A 19,180-nucleotide genomic window follows, 5' to 3' on the forward strand; every position below is an offset into this window, starting at 1 on the left:
CTTACCCCTTTTCAGCAACGCGGCGGGCGCAGTGTGCCAGCACGGAGGTTGCGTTTTTCAGTTCCTTGCGGGCGGCACCGACATCTGCGACAGGCACGAACAATGCCGCATAGTCAGGATCCGCAGTCAGTTCCTTTTCCAGATGGCGAGGCACGCCGCCTTTAAAGATAGTCCCGTGCACAACATGGCGGGCTCCCCGCAAGGTCGGGCCGAGGTACATTACAGTGCCGGTAACGGTCGGGGTCTTTTCTTTTGCCATTTAAGCCTCCATGACGGGGTCAGAGGGTAAGGTTCGTCGCCACTGCGTGCTGATGGTGGCGATGTGGAATCGTTCCTGCTGTTTCTCGGGATCGGGCTTGGCCGAGGTAAGCGGCAGCTCCATCTCCCACTTGCCGAGGCAACGGTGTTCCAGCAGCAGGCGACGCAGTCTGCCCACGAGCACGGCAATCCATGTTTCAGCTATGTCGAGCCCAGCAGGGGAATACACGCCGAGCAGGATATCCACGGTCTCGCTGCTGTCCTCTTCGGTGTCCTCGCCTTTCTGCCAGCGCAGTACAGCGCAGGGGAAAGCCTTGTGTTCTTCTGTGGTGCGCGGGATGGCACCCAGAAACACGCGGGCCGGTGCCAGTTCTCCCGCACCTCTTTCGGGTGAAGGAAGCGGCACGGTTGCCAGCGCCTGTTGCAGAAAGACTTCCAGCTCTGTCAGCAGTTCCAAAATCATCGCAAGCCCGCCTTTTCGATAAGGAACCGGGCTTCATGATCCACGGCCTTGCTGAAGCGTTCCATGGCCTGCTCCTGCAGGCTGCCAAGGTTCTCTTCTTCCCGCAGGGCGGCAAGATGGCCGGGGCCGTAGAGAATGCGAATGGGATAACGGCGATCAGCATGGACCTTCTTCACAACTTCCGGCTTTCCTGTGGACGGCGAGTTGAGCACGAAGGCATGACGCACGCCCTTGCGCCCATCATCGGCACGCACCTTCACGGTTACGCCCTTGTGGCGCTTTCCTCTGGGGCCTTTGGGAGCACTGACAAAAGGGGCGCGGGGATAAGCTCCGTATCGCATGAGCGGCACGGAGATAGGCCCCTTTGCCGAAAGAGAGCCTCGCAGATATGATTTCTTGGCCTTGATGACGGAGAGCTTTTCGCGCAAATCCCGCGCCGGAACGGCATAGGTAGAGCGGATCAGCCGCACCACATCGGTGCGCATGCCATCAAGGGTCTTGTTCACGGCACGCATGGCCACGGTCTTGTAGCCGTCCTTGATGTGTTCAAGGGCTCCGCGCATTGCCTGCATCTGCCGGTCAATGCGGTCCTTGTCGATGAGCACAAGGGTCTGTCCGGCTTTACTCATGCGAGATCCCTCCAGAGGTGGATAACCTGCAGGCCATCCTCATCTTCGGTCTGCCCCACGATCCACTCTTCACCGTTGAACTCCACCCGGCGACCAACGTCAGGAAGCAAAACGGCTCCTTCAGCAATGCGCAGGGTGGCACTTTCCACAAAGACGGATTGCCGATCATCACCGGCAGGCTCTCTGGACAGGTCCACAATGGCGACGATGGAAGCTCCGCAGAGGGTGATCTCTTCGCCGAACTCGTTGGTGCTCATCATCATGGCAAGATCGGCCTGCATGTGGTCACGAAGGGACATCAGATCCCTCCCGCTTTTCCTGTGCTACGGATGGCACCAGACACTTGCTGCTCGAGGGCATTGTTCTTCCGGTAACTTCCGAGGGAAGAACCGAGGTAGTAGTTCACCACTGCGGCGAAGGCGGTTGCGAGAGAGCCGAGAAGAAGGACAGCTGCCTGCGAGGGCTCTCCCTGCATGGTGAGCACATGGTAGAGCATGATGAAAAAACCAACCGTCACCACCAAGCTGATCATGGCCGGGGGGAACCAGCCCATACTGGTGCCCGCTTTGGTCATTGCAACCTCACGGTCTCTGGCGCTTTTGGTGTTCTCCAGCTCGGCCTGCAGCTGGACGCGCTGCCATTCGATCAAAACAGCCTGGTGCTGAAGCTCAAGCTCTTTCAGCTTGATGGCAGCCTGCGGATCCGCCTTAATTGCGGAAGCAACTGCATCTTCTGTGGGTTCACAGCCGAAGGCCTCAGCGATGAGAGACAGGCCTTTGCCGACGATGCCGCCCACAGGACCACCAACAACGGTTCCGAGAATGGGGGCGGCACTAGCGATAGTTTTGAGCCAGTCCATTACATCCTCCAGATCTCTTTAGTCAGGGCGTGAACGCGGTTCGTCCAGCCGGGCAGGAACACCTGCATAGGCTGTCGACCTGCTTCATTCTTACGCTGGGCAAGCGTTGTCATGAGCTTGATTCTTGCCCAATTGACACCGTTAACCAGCAGCAGAGGGCCATTCGGAGGCATTGCATGGCGAACCAGTTCCGCCCGCGAGGCGGGACCGAAGATGCCATCCTCTTCAAGAGTCGACCCGCAGAGGTTGAGAGCCCGCTGCAGGAAGCGAAACGCAGGGCGTGGGCCGGAGTTAACTGCGGCATCAAAGACAGCTATGGAGACAGCAGGAGGGAACTCGTCGAGCGAAAGCCCATGCCAGAAACGATCCGCAAACAAATCGCGGGCCTGATCAATGGTGAGCGCCCGGATATCTTCAGCGTCAACATCTCCATCTCCGTCGATGTCCGCGATGGATACTTCAAGCCCCTTCAGCCAACGCAGGCTCACTCCATGGTTGGTGGCCCCGCCGGGATCGTCCGGGTGGTCCACGAATCCGCCTTCCCAGCGGAGAGTAAAATCAAGAGCCAGTTTTAATGCAGGGTTCATCAGTCGGTTCCTCTCTCGTTGAGGATTTCCCGCATGGTGTCCTTTTCAATGGGCAGGTACGGCACAATGGCACGCAGCATGCGGAACTGAATGTCCAAGCGCCTTTTGATGTCTGCGATGCTTCCTTCGCATTCGATGCGGCGCACGTATTTACCGGAAAAGAGCAGACGCACGGCAACCGCCGTAACCAGAGATACGAGGGCGGTGAGCAGAAGCATTTCGAGAGGGGAAAAGGTCATGTGTCGCCTGCCTTGAAAAGAGCGGGGCCGGTTGCCCGACCCCGTCGGTTACTTTCCGGTGCCGGTCAGATCGGCAATGTCCACACCTGCAGCCTTGCAGCGAACTTCCAGTGCGGATGCATAGGCCTTTGCCTGGTCAAGCTTGCTGGCGCAGTCGTCCTTTACCGCGTCCAGTTCCGCCTGCAGCTCGGCCTTTTCCTTTTCCAGCTGGGCAATCTTGTCAGATGCACCGCTATCAACGGAGCTGGGCACGAGAGGCTCAACGGCGAGCCCGTCCCTGATAAGGGTAAGGGCCGTATCTTCAGGCAGGGAGACGGTATCTCCCGGCTTGCCGTCCTTGCCGCCACGGCCAAGGGAGCACTTGAGCTGCACATCCATTTTGACGATTTTCTTAGCTGCCATGATGTGCCTCCTAAACGACCTTGGCGAAGAAGAAGTAGCTCATGTCGGCCACGGGCAGAGGGCGACTTTCCTCGATGACGGCGAGCTGGCTCGGATCCTCTTCAATGACCGTTTTCACGAACTTTTCCACGGGGCCGATATTGCGCAGGTCAGCGGGAAGGCCGAATTCGACGGAGCAGGGAGCGCCGGTGCAGCCCATGAGGATGTAGTCGGGCGGGAAGAGTTCACGGGTGTTGCCGTGCACGTCTTCAAAACTGCCGCCGTAGACATAGTGGTCCACGTTGCCCACGTTCCCCTTGTAGAGTTTGCCGATGGCGTTGTGCATGGTGCCGCTTTCGATGCGGCGGTTATCGAGCTCGTCCTTGACGGTGGGATTCTTGCGGTAGTGCTTGTAGGCATTGGTGCCATGCACAACCACATCGGGACGCATGCCGCAGGCGTTCTGCACGATGGTGGAGAACTCTTCGAGCTGCTCGTTGGGATCGGAAGCAGGATCCGTCCAGAGGTCACCTGCAGTAAGGACGGTCACATGGTCGGCAGGCATGCCGAAGTCCACTTCGTAGTCCACACCGTCATCATCGTGCGCAACGACCTTGCCGGTACGGGCGACTTCGGAGCACATGAACTCGATGGTGAGCTCGAGGGAGTCATTGAGGATATCGATGTCGCTGACGATGGCGGACTTAACGCGGCCTTCCACATCGCCCATGCCCTGCTTCAGCTCCACGGGTTCGCCGGGGGCAGTCACATACAGCAGGTCATTGGCTCCGGAGGGACGCTTTGCACGGAACCGGGCAGAGGGAACAATCTTCAGTGCACGCTTGGTGCCTTCGATGGTAACGGCACCGGCACGTTCGCCCACCATGGGCAGTACCTTGAGAGGATAGCTCACGTTGCGCAGGTCGATATCGCGCGTCAGATGGGTGTTACGCTTGCCGAAGAACAGCGTCTGCAGCAGGCGCGGCACAGGCTTGCGCTTGATGGCGGTTGCCGTCAGCGTGCGGGGGCTGAACAGCAGGTCGAGTACATTGATGTCAGGCATACGGTTCTCCCTTAGCGGACGTAGATGCCACGACCGGCCATGGCCCAGACAGCATCACTGATCTGGTCGGCGGTTGCGGCACCCCACGGAATGGCGTTCTTGTGGAATTCGCCGTGCACATAGCCGTCGCTCTTGGCATCGCCAGCAGCGGGCACGGTTTTGGTTTCGGCGAGCAGAGCTGCAATGACCTCGCTGCCGTCATTGGCTGCGGGATCCCATGCCTTGAACTTGCGGGTGGCGGTAACGCGCCCGAGCGGCGTGCCGCGCTGCAGCATGACTTCGGCGCCGGTGGAAGCAAGCGTCACCTGATAGGTGATCACGTCATGCCCGGCCAGAAGTGTGGAACTGGTGATTTCTGCGGTAGTCATGAGCTACACCTCCATATCGACAAGCTCGGACACCAGAGCGGCTTCGAGCTGTGCGGGGGTAAGGGCTTTGTGCGAGGTATGGGTGCCGACGGGCTTCATGCTGTCCGAGCTGGTCAGAGCAGAAAGCAGGCGCTTGCTCATGTCGGGATCGTCCTTGCCGCCCTTTTCTTCGGTGGCACCGGCAGCCCCTGCTGCGGATGCCAGCATGGGGGCAACGGTGATGATCTGCTCGCAGCTGAGGTTGGCAGCCTTGAGCTTGCGCATGCTTTCCACCTGCTGGGTGAAGCCTGCGGCTTCCAGCATGGCGCAGGCGGCGTTGAATGCGGCGTCCTGCGTTTCGGGGGAGGGAGCGGGGCCAGCAGGCGCGGAGAGCTCAGTGCCCTTGCCGTCCCCCGGCTTGTCCTGTGCCGTGCCTCCTGCCTGAGCGAGAAGCTGGGCGTGGAGCTCGGGGTGCTCCTTCTGCAGCGTCTCCAGAGTGAGGTCTTTCAGGTCCATGGTGTTCTCCGTGAAGGCCGTTGTGGCCGTAGAGGAAAGTTGTGCGAGGACATGCGCAAGCGCATCGTCCCGGTCTCTGACAATGGCGGAGACAAGGCCGAGGGAGTGGGCTTTGTCGCCGTGGAATATCTGGCCGTCCGCCCACTCGGTGGCGCGGGCCGGATCAAGGCCCATGCAGCGTTCACAAATGGAGAGGAACGCCGCATAGCCCTGATTGATGCGGGATTGGAAATAGGTGCGGTCCCGATCACTGAGGGGATTGTCGGGATTTCCGGCTACCTTGAAGGAACCGGCGTGCAGATAGGTGTAGTTGCAGCCTTCTTTCTCGTTCCACTTGCTCCAGTCGGTGTGCACCCACAGCACCCCCACGCTGCCCAGACTTGCCATGCGGGGCGCAAGGATGCTGCCCGTGGCACTGGCAATGCAGTAGGCGGCGCTGCACATGAGGCCGTCCGCATAGGCGTGCATGGGCTTTTGCCCCTGAAGGGAATGCAGCCAGTCCGTCAGCTCAAAGAGGCCGGACTCGGTTCCGCCGGGGGAATTCACGTCCAGCAGGATGGCCTTTACCGATCTGTCCGCGAGAGCTGCACGCACCTTCTCGCGGATCTGCTCGTAGCCGGTGGTCCACCAGCCGCCATATTGTGTGAGCGCTCCACGGATGCGGATGAGCGCAACGCCGTCCTGCACGTCGTAAGGGGGCTTGCTCGGTTCTTCGCGCTGACCGAAGAGGAACATGCCGGAAGAAGGCTGGCGCATATCGGTCACGAGCTGCGGCAGAAAGTCGGGGGCGAGGTACAGCAGTTTACTGGCGAGCAGTTCATGCATTGGCGTTTGCTCCTTGTGGGCTTTGGGCGGCGCTCTTCAGCAGTAGGGAATCTTCCAGATCGCGCTGGGCCCAGACATCTTCCCAATCCTCGCCGCGTTCCGCGATGGCATCGGCATGTGTGGTCAGGCGGTTTTCCAGTGCCTTCGCAACGCCGAGCACTTCCTTCACTGGATCCACGTATCCGCGAGCGGGGCCGAGCCATTTGGAGTTGGTCCATGCGTGGTAGGCTTCATAGAATCCGGGGGCATGCTTGGGCAGGCGTACATAGCCGCGCAGAACAGCTTCTTCCTGCACCATGGCCCATATGATGCGGCACAGGTGGTTCACCATCCACGTGCGGTAGAGCATGAACACACGCCACGCCTCGAGCAGGGCGGCGCGGGTGGAGGAGTAGTTGCTCTTGGAAAAGTCCTTGGCGAGTACCTCGTAGGGCATGCCCATGGAGGCGGCAGCGGCGCGGAGCACCAGCTCGGTAAAGGGCACGAAGTTGTTGCCGGGGCGGCTGGGTTCGAGGATGTGAGGGCGCTCGCCGGGGTTGCCGTACATGATCTGTCCGGGGCGAACTTGCTGGTGATAGATATCTTCGTGGTCCCGCGCATTTTGCCGGATGATCCCCTGTGCATCCTCGGTTTCGATGAATACCGGAATGCTGGCGGTGATGATCTGGGCCATGAGCTCGTAATCAAGTGAATCGTCCAGATGGCGGAACAGCTTCATGCCTGCAGCAAGGGGCGAAATACCCCGTACCTGCTCCACCTCTTCAACGCGGAAGAGATGGAGCACGCAGGGGCGGTGGGCAACGAAGGCGGGCTTGCAGACGAAATGCGCGGAGCTGAGAGAATCCGTGCCGTGTGTCCAGTCCTGCAGCAGACCTGCAGGCGGGTCGGCGATCCAGTACCGTGAAGGGGCTCCCCATTCGGTGAACTCGATACCCTCACGGATCCGGTGATCGGATTCACGGTCCAGAGGGGTGCGCAGCCGACCGGGGTGTGTATCCTGAATTGCCAGCGAGAACTTGCGTCCCTCATCGGGGAGCATGACGGGCAGATACAGCAGTTCGCCGTGGATGAGCACACAGCGCAGACCGAGGAAGCACAGATCGTCAAAGGTGAGTTTCCCGCTGGGGTGCGCTTCCATCTGCCACATCTGCCACGCGAATTCCTGCTGACGAGCAACTTCGCGGGCTTCTTCCGCAGAGATGCCCAGCCGCTCGGCCAAGGGTTTGGCCTGTGGCTTGAGTCCTGTGCCGACCACGTTCACAGTCATGGAGTCAATGACAGAACGCGGAGCCCAATCGTTTGCAGCGAGATCTTCAGCGCGGAGCTGGATGGTGTCCCGTTCGTAACGGGAAGAAGATGCAGGAGTGCGGTGGGTGTGCCAGCCGCCAAGCCTGCCGGAATGAGAACCGGCCATGCGGCGCACATGGGGATGGCGACGACCGACAAGGCCATTGGCCCCACGCGAAGTACGCAGGATGCTAGCCACGGCGGGTAACCCCCTGCACGAACACAGGGCCGACCGGGGCACCGTCGATTTTGTTGAGCTCGCGTTCCAGATAGGAAAGCGTCTTCCGGATGTCAGCTACATCGGAACGAGTGAGGGTTCTGCCCGCTATGCTGTACGACTTGCCGGAAGCACAGATGAGAAGAGCGGCTTTCCATTCTCGAAGCTGTGCTGTCAGTTCGTCTCGTGTCCAAATAGTCATGCCCCGAAGGGTAGACCTTACGGGGCATTATGTCGTGGACGTGGTGGAAGTGGAAGGCGAAGATTGGGGAGATGTGTATTTGTGTAGAGATAATAATATGAGAAATATATTCACCGTTTATGATAAAGAAAAAGGAGGGAGTATGTCTAGATTGCTAATGGTTATAGCTTGTTCTTTGGTGTTGTTTGTTTCAGGCTGCAGCTATAAGACTGCTGAGCCAGTGCAGAATGTTGATGCAACTGTAAAAGAGTTTATGAAGAAATCAGAAGTATATCCAGCATTTGGATTGTTTTTCTCTAGAGGTGGAGATGATATTTCGTCGCTAGGGAGTGTTTTAAAGAAGGAGGCTAAAATAATTGATGGCGTTGAATATGAGATATATACAAAGCAAAGTGATGGTTATGGAATCGATAATTTAGATGTAATTTCAGGAACCGCTTTTATTGAGAAAGAGTATGAGGCAAAAATGTCTGTTAAGGCTGATGCATCATATATGGCGATGGCGAGCTTGAGTGGTGATAATGTGAGTAATGTTAAGGAGGTTATGCAGATCGGAGAGATCAAAAAAATAAAAGGAAATAACTTAGAAATTGATCCAACAAAGTATTGTGGAGAAGAATATTATTATGTATCAGAAATGAGGAATGGTATATCTTCATCATATGGTTCTTTGGAGAGTAATGTTGTTGGCAGCTTTGCTGGAATGCCTTTTAATACCAACTTGTCTATTGGCTTGTCAACAGATTATCATACAATTAAAAAGGGTTGGATCGTTCTTAAATTGCTACCAACCAGAAATTTGACTGTATGTGGAGCTAATAAGTCTCTTCCATCTGTTTATAGCTTTGATGAGTTGGTGGAGAGTATTAGAAAGGAATAGTTTTAAATTTCTTGCGGTGAGGTTATGTGTTGGTCGTCTGATGTTGTTTAAGGAAGTTATGAATTTCGGATAAGTGTACCCACACCCCTCTAACTTTCCCATACCTCACCGCAGGCAGCTTCCCTTCATTGATCAAATTATAGAAATGGCTCTTTGAGCAACCCAGCATTTCGCATGCCTGCTTCCAATTCAGGCGACGGCCTTTGTTGCCTTTGGGATCGCGGTATTCTTCCGTAGCTGTGGCTTTCATGGCTTCTCCTTATGATTTCTTTTCGGGTTGTTCCTATCCGAACCAAGCAGGGCGGCTTCCCATTCCTGCTTGGGGCATTGGGGTGGGGCGCGGTGCCGCGCTAATGCCGCCCTGATTCATGTTTGCGAAACGGGACTGCAGCTTCTTTCCGCCATTTTTCGGCCTACTGCGCCGCGCAATATCCAGCTCCCATGCGGCAGCGAGACAGAGCACCTCGCAATCCCAGAAGTGGTTCGCTTTGCCAGATGGGCAGAGCCACGCTTTGGCGTCATTGTCCCAATACTCCGTAGTCATTTCATCAAAGTATGCTTTGGGCATGGCCTTTTCCGCATGCAGCCAGAAGGTGCCGGGGTCTCCGGGCTGCACTTCCAGCTTGGCGGCAAGGGTGTCCTTGAAGACGTTGGTATCCAAGCGTCCAAGCTTGAGCCCGCCGGGGATCGGTCTCTTGGATTGTGGGAAGTAGTCGATCTGCGAGTAGGCAACGGGCGCTGCCTGATGCTGCTTGCCCTGCGTTGCCAGCACGCGGGCGCGATGCTTGCGGGCGAAGTTGTAGACCTCTGTGGTGCGGTGCCCCATGGCGTCGATCAAGAGGCGTTCCACAGCGTACTCGTTGTCTTGACCGTCTCTGAAGGTTTGGTGGAGCAGAAGTTTCTCCACCGCTTCCAGCGAGGGCAGGCTGCCACACTGCACAAGCCAGCTTTCCTGTTCGGTACCCCAGCCGAATGCCCTGACCACATAGCGGAAGTACCCCTTCTGGGTGTCTACGCCAGCGAGCAGGCTGGCGACTCGTGATATACCGTCTTCCAGCGGGCTCGGCACTGCGCCGCGAGGTCGATCATCGCAATGCTGACGCAGGCCTGCTTCGGTGCGCTGTTCTTCGTAATCGTACCACGGTTCAGCCTTTCGCTTGTTCATGAAGTCCTTCATTTTGGACTTCCATTCCGGCTTACCAAGCGCTTTGGCCTGCATGAACTCTACAAAGTCTGCGGCGATTTCCGACAGCCCCACAAAGCGCGATATCCATGCCGGAACATGAAAGCCGACGGAACGCGGCCTGTGTGTCTTCAGGTGGGCAAAGAGCTCAAGGCCGGAACCGCGAGCCTTCCAATATCCGCGCTTCACTGCCTCATTGCGGGTTTGGTCGGTCCAGCAACTTCCGCAATGCTCGCAGACATAGGTGGCCTGATTGCGGGCCTTAAGCTCTTCGGGGTTGGCTCTTGTGCCGCCTTCCCAACGGATGCGGTCGAATTGCATGAGCTGCTCGCCGCCGCAATCCGGACAGCGCACCCAATAGTCAAACTTCGCCTGTGCCTTCTGGAAGTTTCTCCAGATGGGGCTTTCCGCATCAGACGGCGATGATATTTTCCAGATCTTCCGGCGGCGGGCAAAGGTGGTGGTGCGGGCCTCGGCGAGGTCTTCTGAGCTGGCTTCCTTTTTGGGATTCTGGAACTTGTCCAGCTCATCAAGCACGAGATAGCAGATAGGTTTGTTGGCAAGCCGTGTAGCAGATCCCGACCACGCCATGTAGACCGGCATGTTGGAGAGATTAACGCGAATGGCGCTGCGATCCTCTCCCTTGCCGGTGAAGAGTTCTCGCAGGCGCGGGGATTCTTCAAACATGGGGATGATGCGGTCTGTGCAGTTTTCGCGGGCGGTCGTTTCGTCGGGGAAAACATAGAGCGTGGGACCGGGGCGACGGTCTGCCGCGTAGCCTATGCAGTTGTGCACGGCTTCCGATCCGCCGGACTGTGGCACCTTGCATTGCACTATCTCTTCAACGCCAGGAAAGAAGCTCGCATCCATGATGCCTGTCAGGTAGGGCGTAATGTCATTGTGCCAGCGACCCGGAATGGCACTCATGTGCAGAATGCGGTGCCGGGCCGACCATTCGCTGACTGGTACGGGTTTTCGGTGTCGAAGTGCGGCACGCTCGCCACGGGAGAAGCGGAAGGAATAGGCAAGCCGTCCGCCTGCGTTGCTGACGTGCCGGAGAAGGCGAAGGCGGACCTTCTCCGGCAGCCAGTGTGGCAGGGCAGAAGTGATACGAAGGCGGCTAGGCTTCCGCTCCGTCTTCTGCGTTCGGGATGTCGGGTTCTTCAGCATCGTTTATGAATTCCACTTCGATTTCCATCTCCCGCGAGTATTCATGCAGGGCGGTATCGATAATCGATTCAAGCATGTTGATCAGCGTGTGTGAGTGGTTGGGATTTCCTTCCACGACGTTGATCAGTTCCAGTACTTGTACTTCGATAGCGGATTTCAAGCCTGTTTCAAGAGCCACGCCGCGTGTGGACAGTTCCATTTCCACATCCTCGCGCGGGATGAGCTTGCCTTCTTCACGCAGACGCTTGATCTGCTCGCGCTTCGCCTGCTCTTCAATGCGTTTGATTTCGGCTTCCTGCTTGCGTCGGGCGAGGTCTTCCGCACTGTTGGCCTGTTTATCCGGTGTGGTGATGAAGGGCAGCGTGCGGGCGTAGGCGTCCACGTCTGACTGCACAAAGCCGTTCTCCCGCTTGCGCAGCCTGCCGGACTTTATGTCCGCATAGAGTTTGCTCTTGGCGATTTTACGTTGCTGAGAAGTCAGGTGCTCTATGACCTGGGCAGTGCTGGAGAAGGTAATCTCTCCGTTCTTGTTAGATGGCATGCGAGCCTCCAGAAGTCGCGATGCCCGTTCAAAGGCTGCAATGGCCTGTGGAGAGGGATCGTCCCGCATGAGGCGTTTCGCTTCCTCCTTCGCTTTAAGAAGAGAGGCAACATCACTTGAAGCGCTTCGAGCGAGAAGTTCGTCGAGCTTCATCTCATCCATTGCCTTGCTCCCTGTCCGTGAAGGTGGAACCTGTAGCTTCATGTACGGCATTGTTCCCTGTATAGGCCTGCCAGCGTCTGACGATTGCATCGGCATACTTGGGATCCAGTTCCATTGTCCGGCAGATTCGATTGGTGCGTTCACACGCGATAAGCGTGGTGCCTGAACCGCCGAAGGGATCAAGAACCATATCGCCCGCCTTGCTGCTGTTGCGGATGAAGCGCTCAACCAATCCCACAGGTTTCATGGTGGGATGGATTTCACTTCGGAGCGGTTTGCGTTCCAGAATGATGGTGCTGTCGAATTGCTCGACTGACAGGTCACGTCCCGTAATCACGGTGGAGGTGCCCTCGTGGCAGAGGATGATGGAACCGTCAGGAAGCTGCTCTACGGTGCCCAGGCTGCCAAGCTCCTGAATGGTTTTCCTCTTTCTTCCGCCATACCAGCGATGAGCGCTGCCCGGCTTCCATCCATAGAGAATCGGTTCGTGCTGGCATTGGTAGTCAGCCCGACCGAGCACAAAGTGGTCCTTGCGCCAGATGAGGCATGAAGCCAGTTTGAATCCGGCCTCCCTGAATGTGCTTCGGAAGTTGATTCCCTCTGTGTCTGCATGGGCGACATAGATGGGGCATCCCTTTCCCAGGACTCCATACATGGCGTTGTAAGCGTTCTGCAGGAAGGTGCGGAAGTCGCTGTCCTTCATGTTGTCATTTTTGATGGCTCCCGCCTTGCCTTTGTAGTTCACATTGTACGGCGGATCTGTCCAAATCAAGTCAGCTTCCTTGCCGAGCATGAGAGCTGCCATGGCAGCGTGGCTTGTGGAGTCTCCGCAGAGAAGACGGTGGTTATCCATGAGCCAGATGTCTCCGGGAACCGTGACGCCTGGGCCATCAGCGGGAAGCTCATCGGGATCTGGCCCCGAATCTTCCCGGTCTAGGGCATCAAGCAGATCTTCAATGTCTGAAAGTGCCAGTCCGGTAAGTTCGAGCTGAAAGGCTTCCTGCTGTAATGCTTCCAACTCAGCAGCCAGAGCGTCTTCATCCCATTTTGACCAGGCGACGGAACTGTTGGCGAGAATGCGGAAAGCCCGCACCTGCGCCTCCGTCATACCGTCAGCGAGGATAACTGGGATTTCTGCAAGACCCATACGCAGGGCAGCTTTCAGGCGAAGGTGTCCATCCACAACAACGCCATCAGCCTTTGCCAGAATGGGGAGGCGAAAGCCGAATTCGGTAATGCATGTCATCATTCGTTCGACGTGGCGGTCATTCTTCCGTAATTGGCGTTCATATGGTCTTAATCGTTCCAGTGGCCAGTATTCGAGAGTGATCGTTTTCATCCGACGCGTCCTGTGGTAGTCCTCCTGTACCGATACGTACCGCGTTTCGGCAGGAGGGTTGGAGTGATTCCGGTCGGATAGGCTTGTATCCGGTCGCCGCATGGAGGTACCAGCTTCATGCGGCAACCCTCTCTCAGTTCAATCAGTCAGCTGCAGGGCCATCCCTTGCTCGTTCCACACACTCCAGCGGCAGAGGGTAGCGGTGTCCCGACACAAAGACCTTCCATTGTCCGTCCCGTTCAAATGGAGCAGAGCGGGTGTGCGTTGAGAACTGCCGACCTACTTCTGCTGCTGTCCGGACGCGCACTCGTGTTCCTGCTGGCGTATCCGGCGGTATGTGCGGTTCAGGCTGGATCGTTCCCATATGCTCTCGCAGGATGTGGGACAGCAGGTGACCAACAGCCTCGGGATTGTGCCAGTCATATTTATTGCCATCGCGGCTGACCCACTTCTCTCCATCCTGGACGCGGAGCAATCCTGCTGGACCGTTTCGTTCCGGCCATTCTTCAGCCCCGAAGACTGCAATGGAGCGACTGGTGCCATCTGCAAGTTTAATGGTGATATGGGCAAGCTTAGGTCGCTTTTCTCTCATTTCCCCGCCTCCGTGGGGTAAAAGTTGATTTTGCTTTCCCCGCCATGGCGGGGAAAACTACTGATTTAGCAAATTCCGACAGTCGATGATGGCAGCTCCATGCGCTACCACCCAGTCAAAGGCGTCAGTGCGAAAGACAAGGTGTGATAACTGGTTGCAGAGTGCAGCGTTTTCCGGCTTTGCCAGCCGCCATTGCCAATCCCATTTGATGCCGAGAGATGTCGTCGCATCATCTTTCTCAATCCACATGGGGCCGGAGCGCAGCAGCTCGTTCAGCTGCAGCACGCTGGCCGGGATGGCTTTCGGGGGCGGGGCGGTTTCGGCAATGCTTGGCGCTTCCCCCGCGTCGGCAGCCTCGCGGCGATGGTCCTTCCCAGAGGGAAAGGGCGGCAGGGTGAACGCTGGCGGAAGTCCGGCGAGGATCCACATGGCGAGATCTACACCATGTGCAACGGCTTCACCGGGATCTTTGCCAGCAGGAACAGGCCACCGTTCCGCTTGAGGGTATGTGGCTTGCCACCAGTCACGCTGCCTTGCTTGCATGGCCTCTGTGCGCTCGGCCTTCTCGCGGGCTTCTTCCGTGTCATTCTCTGGCTCAACGCGTTCCACATCCAAGGCATTCAGAATGCACAGGCACTTTGTCAGAATGCCATGCAGCCATTCATCAGGCTTGCCGCCGAGTGTTCCCATTCCCAGCGCTCCGATTTCTTGCCGACCTGATGCGGCTGTCGCGTCCCAGCAGGCTATTGCGTCCAATTCGGCCTCGACCACCACGAAGGCACGGGCTTCCGGATTCAGGCACATAGGAACTGAGCTGGAGCCCGGCACCATGTAGTAGCGAGGCCCGAACTCGAAGCCGTTGTCTTGGCGGATCTTGATGCGCTGTAGCTTTCTTTCTCGCCAGTAGGGGATGACAATGCCTTTGGGCAGCCACAGGCGTTTGGCTTTGCCGTTCTCTGATGTTTCTTCTGTAAGACCCCATGCGGTGCGGGAGCGGTATTCCGGCTTGGGATTGTATCCAAGACGGCACCGCTTGGCGGCTTCAAGAGAAACGCCTCGCGAGGCGAGATAGGCGAGCATCGGCGGGTTTGCGAGCAGGCGCTGGTGGCATGTGGTGACAAATGACCTGGCTTTTTCCTGCCAGAGCATTGCGGGATCATCGTGCGTTTTGAACGCGTATTCCCCCCGCGCTTCTCCTTTGCGGCGAGGTGCGGCCAACGGGCGATAGCCGCTTGCAGCTTCCACACCTGCAAAAGTACAGGCTTCGCGGTATGCCATGCTTCGGAAATCCCGAAGGTACTGGATGATGTCACCTCCACGGTTTTCAGCCCTGCACCAGTAAGTGCCGCCCTTGCCTTGGTCGGGAAAGGTGCGGAAGCGGTCCTTTCCTCCGCAGGTAGGGCAGGGGGATGCCCATTCACCGCTCGTTTGCTTCACGACCGTGCTTTCCCCGACGTCTTCACGAACCAGATCAAGAATGTTCATGAGCTACCTCCAGAAAAGGACTATTGAACGATCACAAAACATGGTCCCGACAATCGTCCTTTGTTCCAACATCCCTTTATTCTTTTCTTTTTATTAAAAAGGGACGATGAGCGGATAGGTATAGTAAACAACATGCCCGAAAGCGTATTAAAGAGCCCCGCTGGAATATGGGGCACAATCGTTCTATCGTTCACGCACCTATCCTTGCCCTATCATTTCAGCAGGATAGCAATTGGACTAACGTGTCTGCTGAAGGACCTTGATCATGTTTTGCGCTATCCGTTGCCATAGAGCGTGAGCGCCCTCGGGTTTATGCGAATGCCGTAGTAGCCCTTCACGTTGCCTTCACGCGGGATGCGCTCGCTGGGGAATCCTTGTTTACGCATGCGATCTCCCATGCCTTTCATTTTGGGCACGTTCTTGGCGCTGACGTTCTTGATCCACCAGCGCTCGAACACGGGGTAGAGTGTGGCCGAAAGCACATAGCTGTCTTTGATGACTCCGTCGGAGATGAGGCAGTCTTCGAAGAAGTCCGCCATCACATCCTCGTCCTTCCGGTATTCCGAGGTGGCATCCAGGACTTTGCGCGGCGGGTTGAGCCCCTGCTGCTGATAGTCGAGGCATCCGCGTACCAGGCGGGCAAGGATGCCCGGATATTCCTTCTGAAGCTTTTCCTTGAGGAAAGGGTCACGCTGCAGCTCGTTGTCAGCGGAGGGGCTGTTCACAAAACGGCGGGTGAATTCCACAAGATGCATGCGGTCCCAGAAGGCGAAGTCATTTGCAGGAGCATGCGGGCGAACGTTGGTGAGCAGAACCAGCTGATGGGTGGGCTTGAAGCGCACCATGCGCTTGTCGTGCGGGTAGCGTCCGGTGAGGGTGTCACCGCCGGAATACCATTTTACCTTGCCCGCGCTGAACCGGGTTCCGTCGTCAGGTTCCGAAGCAAAGGCAATACGTCGCCCACGCAGTTCCATGATGTCGGCTGAAGGCCCCTGTGAAGAGCGTGCCTGCTTTTGTGCCAGCAGCATTTCAGCGGGAATGGGACCGGCGAGATCGTCGAGGATTTCACCAATGGTTTCAACAAGAAGGCCCTTGCCGTTCCGGCCTTCGCCTTCCATCACCAGAAAGGTGTGCTCGTTGGTGAGGCCGGTGATGGCATAGCCGAAAATGCGGTGCAGATAGGCGACCATTTCTTCGTCGCCTGCCATGATTTCCAGCATGAATTTGTCCCAGGCAGCAGCCTCGGCATCCATACCCCACCATTCAACACAGCTTGCCCGATGGAGAAATTCCCCCGGCACCCCCTTTCTGAGCTTACCAGTCCGAAGGTCCAACACGCCGTTGGCAACGGGCAGCAGCCAAGGCTCCTGATCCAGCTCATCACCACGGATGGCAATGGGATCGTCGATCATGCAGGCAGCCTTCAGGCAATTGTTGATGCCGCCGATGGAGCGCAGGTAGTCCGCCTGATCTGCCAGCACCTTGCACTGCCGGTTCAGTCGTGACGCACCTTCCTTGTCACCGTCGTCTTCTGCCTGTTGTTTGAGTTTGTAGAGCTCCATGCGTGTCGAGAGGTAGCAATCAACCACGCGGGCAACAGCGATAGCGGCTTCTTTGGTGATGTCGAAATCCCAGTGGCTGCCACGCCAGACCATCCACTCGGCAGCCTGGTGATTGAAGGTGAACTTGTTCCGATGGAGCTGGGCGAAGAGCAGGCCATTGCCGATGTCATTGGCCTTGGCGCATTGCACCACAAAGTGACGATCCGGTGCGGGATCGACTTCTTCAATGGGGGCCTTGGGCTCTTCAGCCCGGCGTTTGGCTACCTGTTCTCGAATGGCTGCCAGCTCGTCGACGGGGGGAGCCGGTGATCTATCAGAATTATCAATAGGTTCTGAATTGTGAGGCGTGAAATCGCTGTCGCTCATGCAAGCCTCCGCGTGTTACGAATCCCGTAATTGGTGCACCAGAAGCGTGTTTGCTTTGCTAACCTTCCATTTTTCCACGCATATTTTTCCATCAGTCGCGCCCAAACCCTGAGCCTCGCAGCACCCGTAGAGCCGCATGCCGCAGAAGGACCCGCAAGCAGGCAGAGCCTCGGGCCTCGCCGAGGGACGATTTGGTCGGAAGTCTTGAAAGGGAGGGGAGAGGGCGCGGCGCGGCGAGCCCCCTCTGAAGGATGCCGCCGCATGCGCGGCGGCGTCAGAATCGCATGCAGACCAGAGGGAAAGAAGCGGGTACTGGTGCAAAAACCGGGAACATACCGGGAACAAACCCCGAAAACGCAAAAACGGGAAGTTTCAGAGCGCAGCATTTTGCACCTGTAACTTCCCGAATTTATTCTGGTACCGAGGGCGAGACTCGAACTCGCAAGCCCTTGCGGGCGGCGGATTTTGAGTCCGCTGCGTCTACCAATTCCACCACCCCGGCGTGTGAGGAAGCGTTTTATAGTGTAATTACTGCGCGGTTGTCAACCTGATCAGATCAGAAGAGAAGAGTGTCTGTTGTGGCTATGGCGTGCCGGAAAGAAGTTGCAATCCGGTAGGATCGGGCGCTTGAAGATGCACAAGATGGGCGGGCGCCCAGACGCCCAGACGTCCAGACGCTTAGATGCGCAGGGTGTGGGCAAGGCAGAGCACATAGCCGTCGGGGTCCGCAATGTACCATTCCCGCTTGCCGTACCACATGTCACCCAGTGGCTTCACTTCGGTCACGTTGCCGGCAAGCTTCTCATGCAAGGCGTTTACGTTTTCCACTTCCAGATAGAAGGTGGCGCTGGCTCCGGGCTTTCTGCCTGCAAAGGCAGGCAGGTCATGGGCAAAGGCCCGTTCTTCAAGAAGCATGAAGCAGGCACCGCCATTGCGGACCATGGCGCAGATGAAGTCCTGCTCATTCGTTCTGTCTGTGGCAATGGGGCCACCTTCTTCGGCCACGCCCATTTCGAAGGTGAATCCCAGCGTGTCGCAGTAAAATGCCAGGGCGCGGGCCACATTGCCTACCATCAGGTTCGGGGTCAGAGATTTCATCGTGCCTCCTGTAAACAAAATGCTTAACATCCAATGCGGGGTAGGATACCTCATTCCTCTTTGGCTGCAATCGTTTCATGGAGTATGTAGCATGGTTTTCCCGCTTGGTTCCCTTTTCAACGTGGTGTGTATTGTCGTGGGTGGCGTCGTCGGCCTTGTTCTGGGCGGACGACTGCCGGATCGCATGCGGGCTATCGTGTTTACCGGGCTGGGACTTTGCACCCTTATCATAGGGATGCAGATGGGCCTGAAAACGCAGAATCCCCTTGTGCTTGTTTTCAGTATTCTGCTGGGCTCTATTACAGGTGAGTTGCTCAAGCTTGAGGATCGGTTGACCGCTCTGGGCGACTGGATGAAAAAGCGCATGCGCAGCGGGAATGAACGCTTCACGGAAGGGTTTGTATCCTCCTCCGTGCTGTTCTGCATCGGTGCCATGGCCATTCTCGGTTCGTTCGATGAAGGCTTGCGCGGTGACCATACCATCCTGTTCACCAAATCCATTCTGGACGGTTTTGCCTCTGTCGCCTTTGCCGCCAGTTATGGTGTGGGCGTTATTTTTTCTGCCATTCCGGTTTTCATTTATCAGGCCAGCCTGACGGTGTTCGCCACGGTGCTGCAACCCATTCTGAATGAAGCCATGATGACGGAGCTTGTTGCCACCGGCGGCGCACTTATCATTGGAATCAGCATAAATCTGATGGAGTTGCGGCGTATTCCGCTGACCAACATGCTTCCTGCTCTCGTGTTCGCACCTGTTCTGGCGCGGATTCTCATGTAAGGCATATGACAGAGGGGAGCGGCGTATTGCCGGTTCCCCTTTGGATGACATTTTTTGCGAACCTCGCGTGCAAGGGGTTGCACAATCTGTCACAGGTCTTATGCTATGCCCTCAGCGAGAGCGAGCAGGAATGATAGTAATTCCTGATTGT

23 protein-coding genes and 1 tRNA gene are annotated in these 19,180 nt (G+C 57.0%); 2 read left to right on the forward strand and 22 right to left on the reverse strand.

Features of this window, described 5'->3' with window-relative positions; all coding sequences use genetic code 11:
* Position 1: 1 nt before the first annotated feature.
* Genes HUV30_RS08210 through HUV30_RS08270 form a run of 13 tightly spaced genes read right to left on the reverse strand, consistent with a single transcriptional unit; the run spans position 2 to position 7,873 of the window.
* Positions 2–259, reverse strand: coding sequence for a hypothetical protein (locus tag HUV30_RS08210; protein WP_174404956.1), 258 nt, complete (start codon positions 257–259; stop codon positions 2–4).
* Positions 260–721: a hypothetical protein gene (locus tag HUV30_RS08215; RefSeq protein WP_174404957.1), complete on the reverse strand. Its 462-nt coding sequence runs from the start codon at positions 719–721 to the stop codon at positions 260–262. It abuts the gene before it with no gap.
* Positions 718–1,350: a phage tail protein gene (locus HUV30_RS08220; protein ID WP_174404958.1), complete on the reverse strand. Its 633-nt coding sequence runs from the start codon at positions 1,348–1,350 to the stop codon at positions 718–720. Before HUV30_RS08220 ends, HUV30_RS08215 begins: the two co-directional genes overlap by 4 nt.
* Positions 1,347–1,649 (reverse strand): hypothetical protein, encoded by a 303-nt coding sequence (locus HUV30_RS08225; RefSeq protein WP_174404959.1) that lies wholly within the window; start codon positions 1,647–1,649, stop codon positions 1,347–1,349. The genes HUV30_RS08220 and HUV30_RS08225 overlap by 4 nt, the downstream gene beginning before the upstream one ends.
* Positions 1,649–2,209 (reverse strand): hypothetical protein, encoded by a 561-nt coding sequence (locus HUV30_RS08230; protein WP_174404960.1) that lies wholly within the window; start codon positions 2,207–2,209, stop codon positions 1,649–1,651. Before HUV30_RS08230 ends, HUV30_RS08225 begins: the two co-directional genes overlap by 1 nt.
* The gene (locus HUV30_RS08235) at positions 2,209–2,796 is read right to left on the reverse strand and encodes a glycoside hydrolase family 108 protein (RefSeq protein ID WP_174404961.1); all 588 of its coding nucleotides are present in this window, start codon (positions 2,794–2,796) and stop codon (positions 2,209–2,211) included. The genes HUV30_RS08230 and HUV30_RS08235 overlap by 1 nt, the downstream gene beginning before the upstream one ends.
* Positions 2,796–3,035 carry a hypothetical protein gene (locus HUV30_RS08240; protein ID WP_174404962.1) on the reverse strand — a complete coding sequence of 80 codons (240 nt, stop codon included), beginning with the start codon at positions 3,033–3,035 and terminating at the stop codon, positions 2,796–2,798. The genes HUV30_RS08235 and HUV30_RS08240 overlap by 1 nt, the downstream gene beginning before the upstream one ends.
* Before the next feature lie 48 nt (positions 3,036–3,083).
* Positions 3,084–3,437, reverse strand: a complete 354-nt coding sequence (locus HUV30_RS08245) for a hypothetical protein (RefSeq protein WP_174404963.1) — start codon at positions 3,435–3,437, stop codon at positions 3,084–3,086.
* Positions 3,438–3,447: 10 nt separating this feature from the next.
* Positions 3,448–4,479 (reverse strand): major capsid protein, encoded by a 1,032-nt coding sequence (locus tag HUV30_RS08250; RefSeq protein WP_174404964.1) that lies wholly within the window; start codon positions 4,477–4,479, stop codon positions 3,448–3,450.
* An 11-nt stretch (positions 4,480–4,490) separates the two neighbouring features.
* Positions 4,491–4,847, reverse strand: a complete 357-nt coding sequence (locus HUV30_RS08255) for a head decoration protein (RefSeq protein WP_174404965.1) — start codon at positions 4,845–4,847, stop codon at positions 4,491–4,493.
* 3 nt (positions 4,848–4,850) lie between these two features.
* Complete coding sequence (locus HUV30_RS08260) at positions 4,851–6,167, reverse strand: S49 family peptidase (protein WP_174404966.1); 1,317 nt, start codon at positions 6,165–6,167, stop codon at positions 4,851–4,853.
* The gene (locus HUV30_RS08265) at positions 6,160–7,653 is read right to left on the reverse strand and encodes a phage portal protein (RefSeq protein WP_174404967.1); all 1,494 of its coding nucleotides are present in this window, start codon (positions 7,651–7,653) and stop codon (positions 6,160–6,162) included. Before HUV30_RS08265 ends, HUV30_RS08260 begins: the two co-directional genes overlap by 8 nt.
* Positions 7,646–7,873 (reverse strand): DUF6148 family protein, encoded by a 228-nt coding sequence (locus tag HUV30_RS08270; RefSeq protein WP_174404968.1) that lies wholly within the window; start codon positions 7,871–7,873, stop codon positions 7,646–7,648. The genes HUV30_RS08265 and HUV30_RS08270 overlap by 8 nt, the downstream gene beginning before the upstream one ends.
* A gap of 34 nt (positions 7,874–7,907) precedes the next feature.
* Here HUV30_RS08270 and HUV30_RS08275 point away from each other — a divergent pair, with 34 nt between their 5' ends.
* Positions 7,908–8,753: a hypothetical protein gene (locus HUV30_RS08275; RefSeq protein ID WP_174404969.1), complete on the forward strand. Its 846-nt coding sequence runs from the start codon at positions 7,908–7,910 to the stop codon at positions 8,751–8,753.
* Between the two features lie 22 nt (positions 8,754–8,775).
* Here the strand turns inward: HUV30_RS08275 and HUV30_RS08280 are convergent, their stop codons facing one another.
* From HUV30_RS08280 to HUV30_RS08320, 9 genes are all read right to left on the reverse strand, one after another.
* Positions 8,776–9,003: a helix-turn-helix transcriptional regulator gene (locus HUV30_RS08280; RefSeq protein ID WP_174404970.1), complete on the reverse strand. Its 228-nt coding sequence runs from the start codon at positions 9,001–9,003 to the stop codon at positions 8,776–8,778.
* Positions 9,004–9,036: 33 nt separating this feature from the next.
* Positions 9,037–10,863 carry a terminase gpA endonuclease subunit gene (locus HUV30_RS08285; protein WP_174404971.1) on the reverse strand — a complete coding sequence of 609 codons (1,827 nt, stop codon included), beginning with the start codon at positions 10,861–10,863 and terminating at the stop codon, positions 9,037–9,039.
* 193 nt (positions 10,864–11,056) lie between these two features.
* Positions 11,057–11,809 carry a hypothetical protein gene (locus HUV30_RS08290; RefSeq protein ID WP_174404972.1) on the reverse strand — a complete coding sequence of 251 codons (753 nt, stop codon included), beginning with the start codon at positions 11,807–11,809 and terminating at the stop codon, positions 11,057–11,059.
* A complete protein-coding gene (locus tag HUV30_RS08295; protein WP_174404973.1) occupies positions 11,802–13,148 on the reverse strand; it encodes a DNA modification methylase in 1,347 nt (448 codons plus the stop codon). Before HUV30_RS08295 ends, HUV30_RS08290 begins: the two co-directional genes overlap by 8 nt.
* 142 nt (positions 13,149–13,290) lie before the next feature.
* Positions 13,291–13,740 carry a hypothetical protein gene (locus HUV30_RS08300; RefSeq protein ID WP_174404974.1) on the reverse strand — a complete coding sequence of 150 codons (450 nt, stop codon included), beginning with the start codon at positions 13,738–13,740 and terminating at the stop codon, positions 13,291–13,293.
* Between the two features lie 57 nt (positions 13,741–13,797).
* On the reverse strand, positions 13,798–15,225 hold the full coding sequence (locus tag HUV30_RS08305) for a primase-helicase zinc-binding domain-containing protein (RefSeq protein WP_174404975.1): 1,428 nt from the start codon (positions 15,223–15,225) through the stop codon (positions 13,798–13,800).
* Positions 15,226–15,500: 275 nt separating this feature from the next.
* Complete coding sequence (locus HUV30_RS08310) at positions 15,501–17,153, reverse strand: DNA primase family protein (protein ID WP_174404976.1); 1,653 nt, start codon at positions 17,151–17,153, stop codon at positions 15,501–15,503.
* Positions 17,154–17,568: 415 nt separating this feature from the next.
* Positions 17,569–17,655, reverse strand: a tRNA-Leu gene (locus HUV30_RS08315).
* Positions 17,656–17,831: 176 nt separating this feature from the next.
* Positions 17,832–18,251 carry a VOC family protein gene (locus HUV30_RS08320; protein WP_174404977.1) on the reverse strand — a complete coding sequence of 140 codons (420 nt, stop codon included), beginning with the start codon at positions 18,249–18,251 and terminating at the stop codon, positions 17,832–17,834.
* A 91-nt stretch (positions 18,252–18,342) separates the two neighbouring features.
* Between HUV30_RS08320 and HUV30_RS08325 the strand changes: the two genes are divergently transcribed.
* Positions 18,343–19,029, forward strand: a complete 687-nt coding sequence (locus HUV30_RS08325) for a DUF554 domain-containing protein (RefSeq protein ID WP_174404978.1) — start codon at positions 18,343–18,345, stop codon at positions 19,027–19,029.
* Positions 19,030–19,180: the final 151 nt, after the last annotated feature.

This window comes from Desulfovibrio subterraneus (assembly GCF_013340285.1).
Lineage (GTDB): Bacteria > Desulfobacterota > Desulfovibrionia > Desulfovibrionales > Desulfovibrionaceae > Halodesulfovibrio > Halodesulfovibrio subterraneus.

What these genes read in the sequence shown, in the direction of transcription:
- HUV30_RS08210 (WP_174404956.1), bottom strand. Translation starts at nt 259, where the DNA reads ATGGCAAAAGAAAAGACCCCGACCGTTACCGGCACTGTAATGTACCTC.
- HUV30_RS08215 (WP_174404957.1), bottom strand. Translation starts at nt 721, where the DNA reads ATGATTTTGGAACTGCTGACAGAGCTGGAAGTCTTTCTGCAACAGGCG.
- HUV30_RS08220 (WP_174404958.1), bottom strand. Translation starts at nt 1,350, where the DNA reads ATGAGTAAAGCCGGACAGACCCTTGTGCTCATCGACAAGGACCGCATT.
- HUV30_RS08225 (WP_174404959.1), bottom strand. Translation starts at nt 1,649, where the DNA reads ATGTCCCTTCGTGACCACATGCAGGCCGATCTTGCCATGATGATGAGC.
- HUV30_RS08230 (WP_174404960.1), bottom strand. Translation starts at nt 2,209, where the DNA reads ATGGACTGGCTCAAAACTATCGCTAGTGCCGCCCCCATTCTCGGAACC.
- HUV30_RS08235 (WP_174404961.1), bottom strand. Translation starts at nt 2,796, where the DNA reads ATGAACCCTGCATTAAAACTGGCTCTTGATTTTACTCTCCGCTGGGAA.
- HUV30_RS08240 (WP_174404962.1), bottom strand. Translation starts at nt 3,035, where the DNA reads ATGACCTTTTCCCCTCTCGAAATGCTTCTGCTCACCGCCCTCGTATCT.
- HUV30_RS08245 (WP_174404963.1), bottom strand. Translation starts at nt 3,437, where the DNA reads ATGGCAGCTAAGAAAATCGTCAAAATGGATGTGCAGCTCAAGTGCTCC.
- HUV30_RS08250 (WP_174404964.1), bottom strand. Translation starts at nt 4,479, where the DNA reads ATGCCTGACATCAATGTACTCGACCTGCTGTTCAGCCCCCGCACGCTG.
- HUV30_RS08255 (WP_174404965.1), bottom strand. Translation starts at nt 4,847, where the DNA reads ATGACTACCGCAGAAATCACCAGTTCCACACTTCTGGCCGGGCATGAC.
- HUV30_RS08260 (WP_174404966.1), bottom strand. Translation starts at nt 6,167, where the DNA reads ATGCATGAACTGCTCGCCAGTAAACTGCTGTACCTCGCCCCCGACTTT.
- HUV30_RS08270 (WP_174404968.1), bottom strand. Translation starts at nt 7,873, where the DNA reads ATGACTATTTGGACACGAGACGAACTGACAGCACAGCTTCGAGAATGG.
- HUV30_RS08280 (WP_174404970.1), bottom strand. Translation starts at nt 9,003, where the DNA reads ATGAAAGCCACAGCTACGGAAGAATACCGCGATCCCAAAGGCAACAAA.
- HUV30_RS08285 (WP_174404971.1), bottom strand. Translation starts at nt 10,863, where the DNA reads ATGAGTGCCATTCCGGGTCGCTGGCACAATGACATTACGCCCTACCTG.
- HUV30_RS08290 (WP_174404972.1), bottom strand. Translation starts at nt 11,809, where the DNA reads ATGGATGAGATGAAGCTCGACGAACTTCTCGCTCGAAGCGCTTCAAGT.
- HUV30_RS08295 (WP_174404973.1), bottom strand. Translation starts at nt 13,148, where the DNA reads ATGAAAACGATCACTCTCGAATACTGGCCACTGGAACGATTAAGACCA.
- HUV30_RS08300 (WP_174404974.1), bottom strand. Translation starts at nt 13,740, where the DNA reads ATGAGAGAAAAGCGACCTAAGCTTGCCCATATCACCATTAAACTTGCA.
- HUV30_RS08305 (WP_174404975.1), bottom strand. Translation starts at nt 15,225, where the DNA reads ATGAACATTCTTGATCTGGTTCGTGAAGACGTCGGGGAAAGCACGGTC.
- HUV30_RS08310 (WP_174404976.1), bottom strand. Translation starts at nt 17,153, where the DNA reads ATGAGCGACAGCGATTTCACGCCTCACAATTCAGAACCTATTGATAAT.
- HUV30_RS08320 (WP_174404977.1), bottom strand. Translation starts at nt 18,251, where the DNA reads ATGAAATCTCTGACCCCGAACCTGATGGTAGGCAATGTGGCCCGCGCC.
- HUV30_RS08325 (WP_174404978.1), top strand. Translation starts at nt 18,343, where the DNA reads ATGGTTTTCCCGCTTGGTTCCCTTTTCAACGTGGTGTGTATTGTCGTG.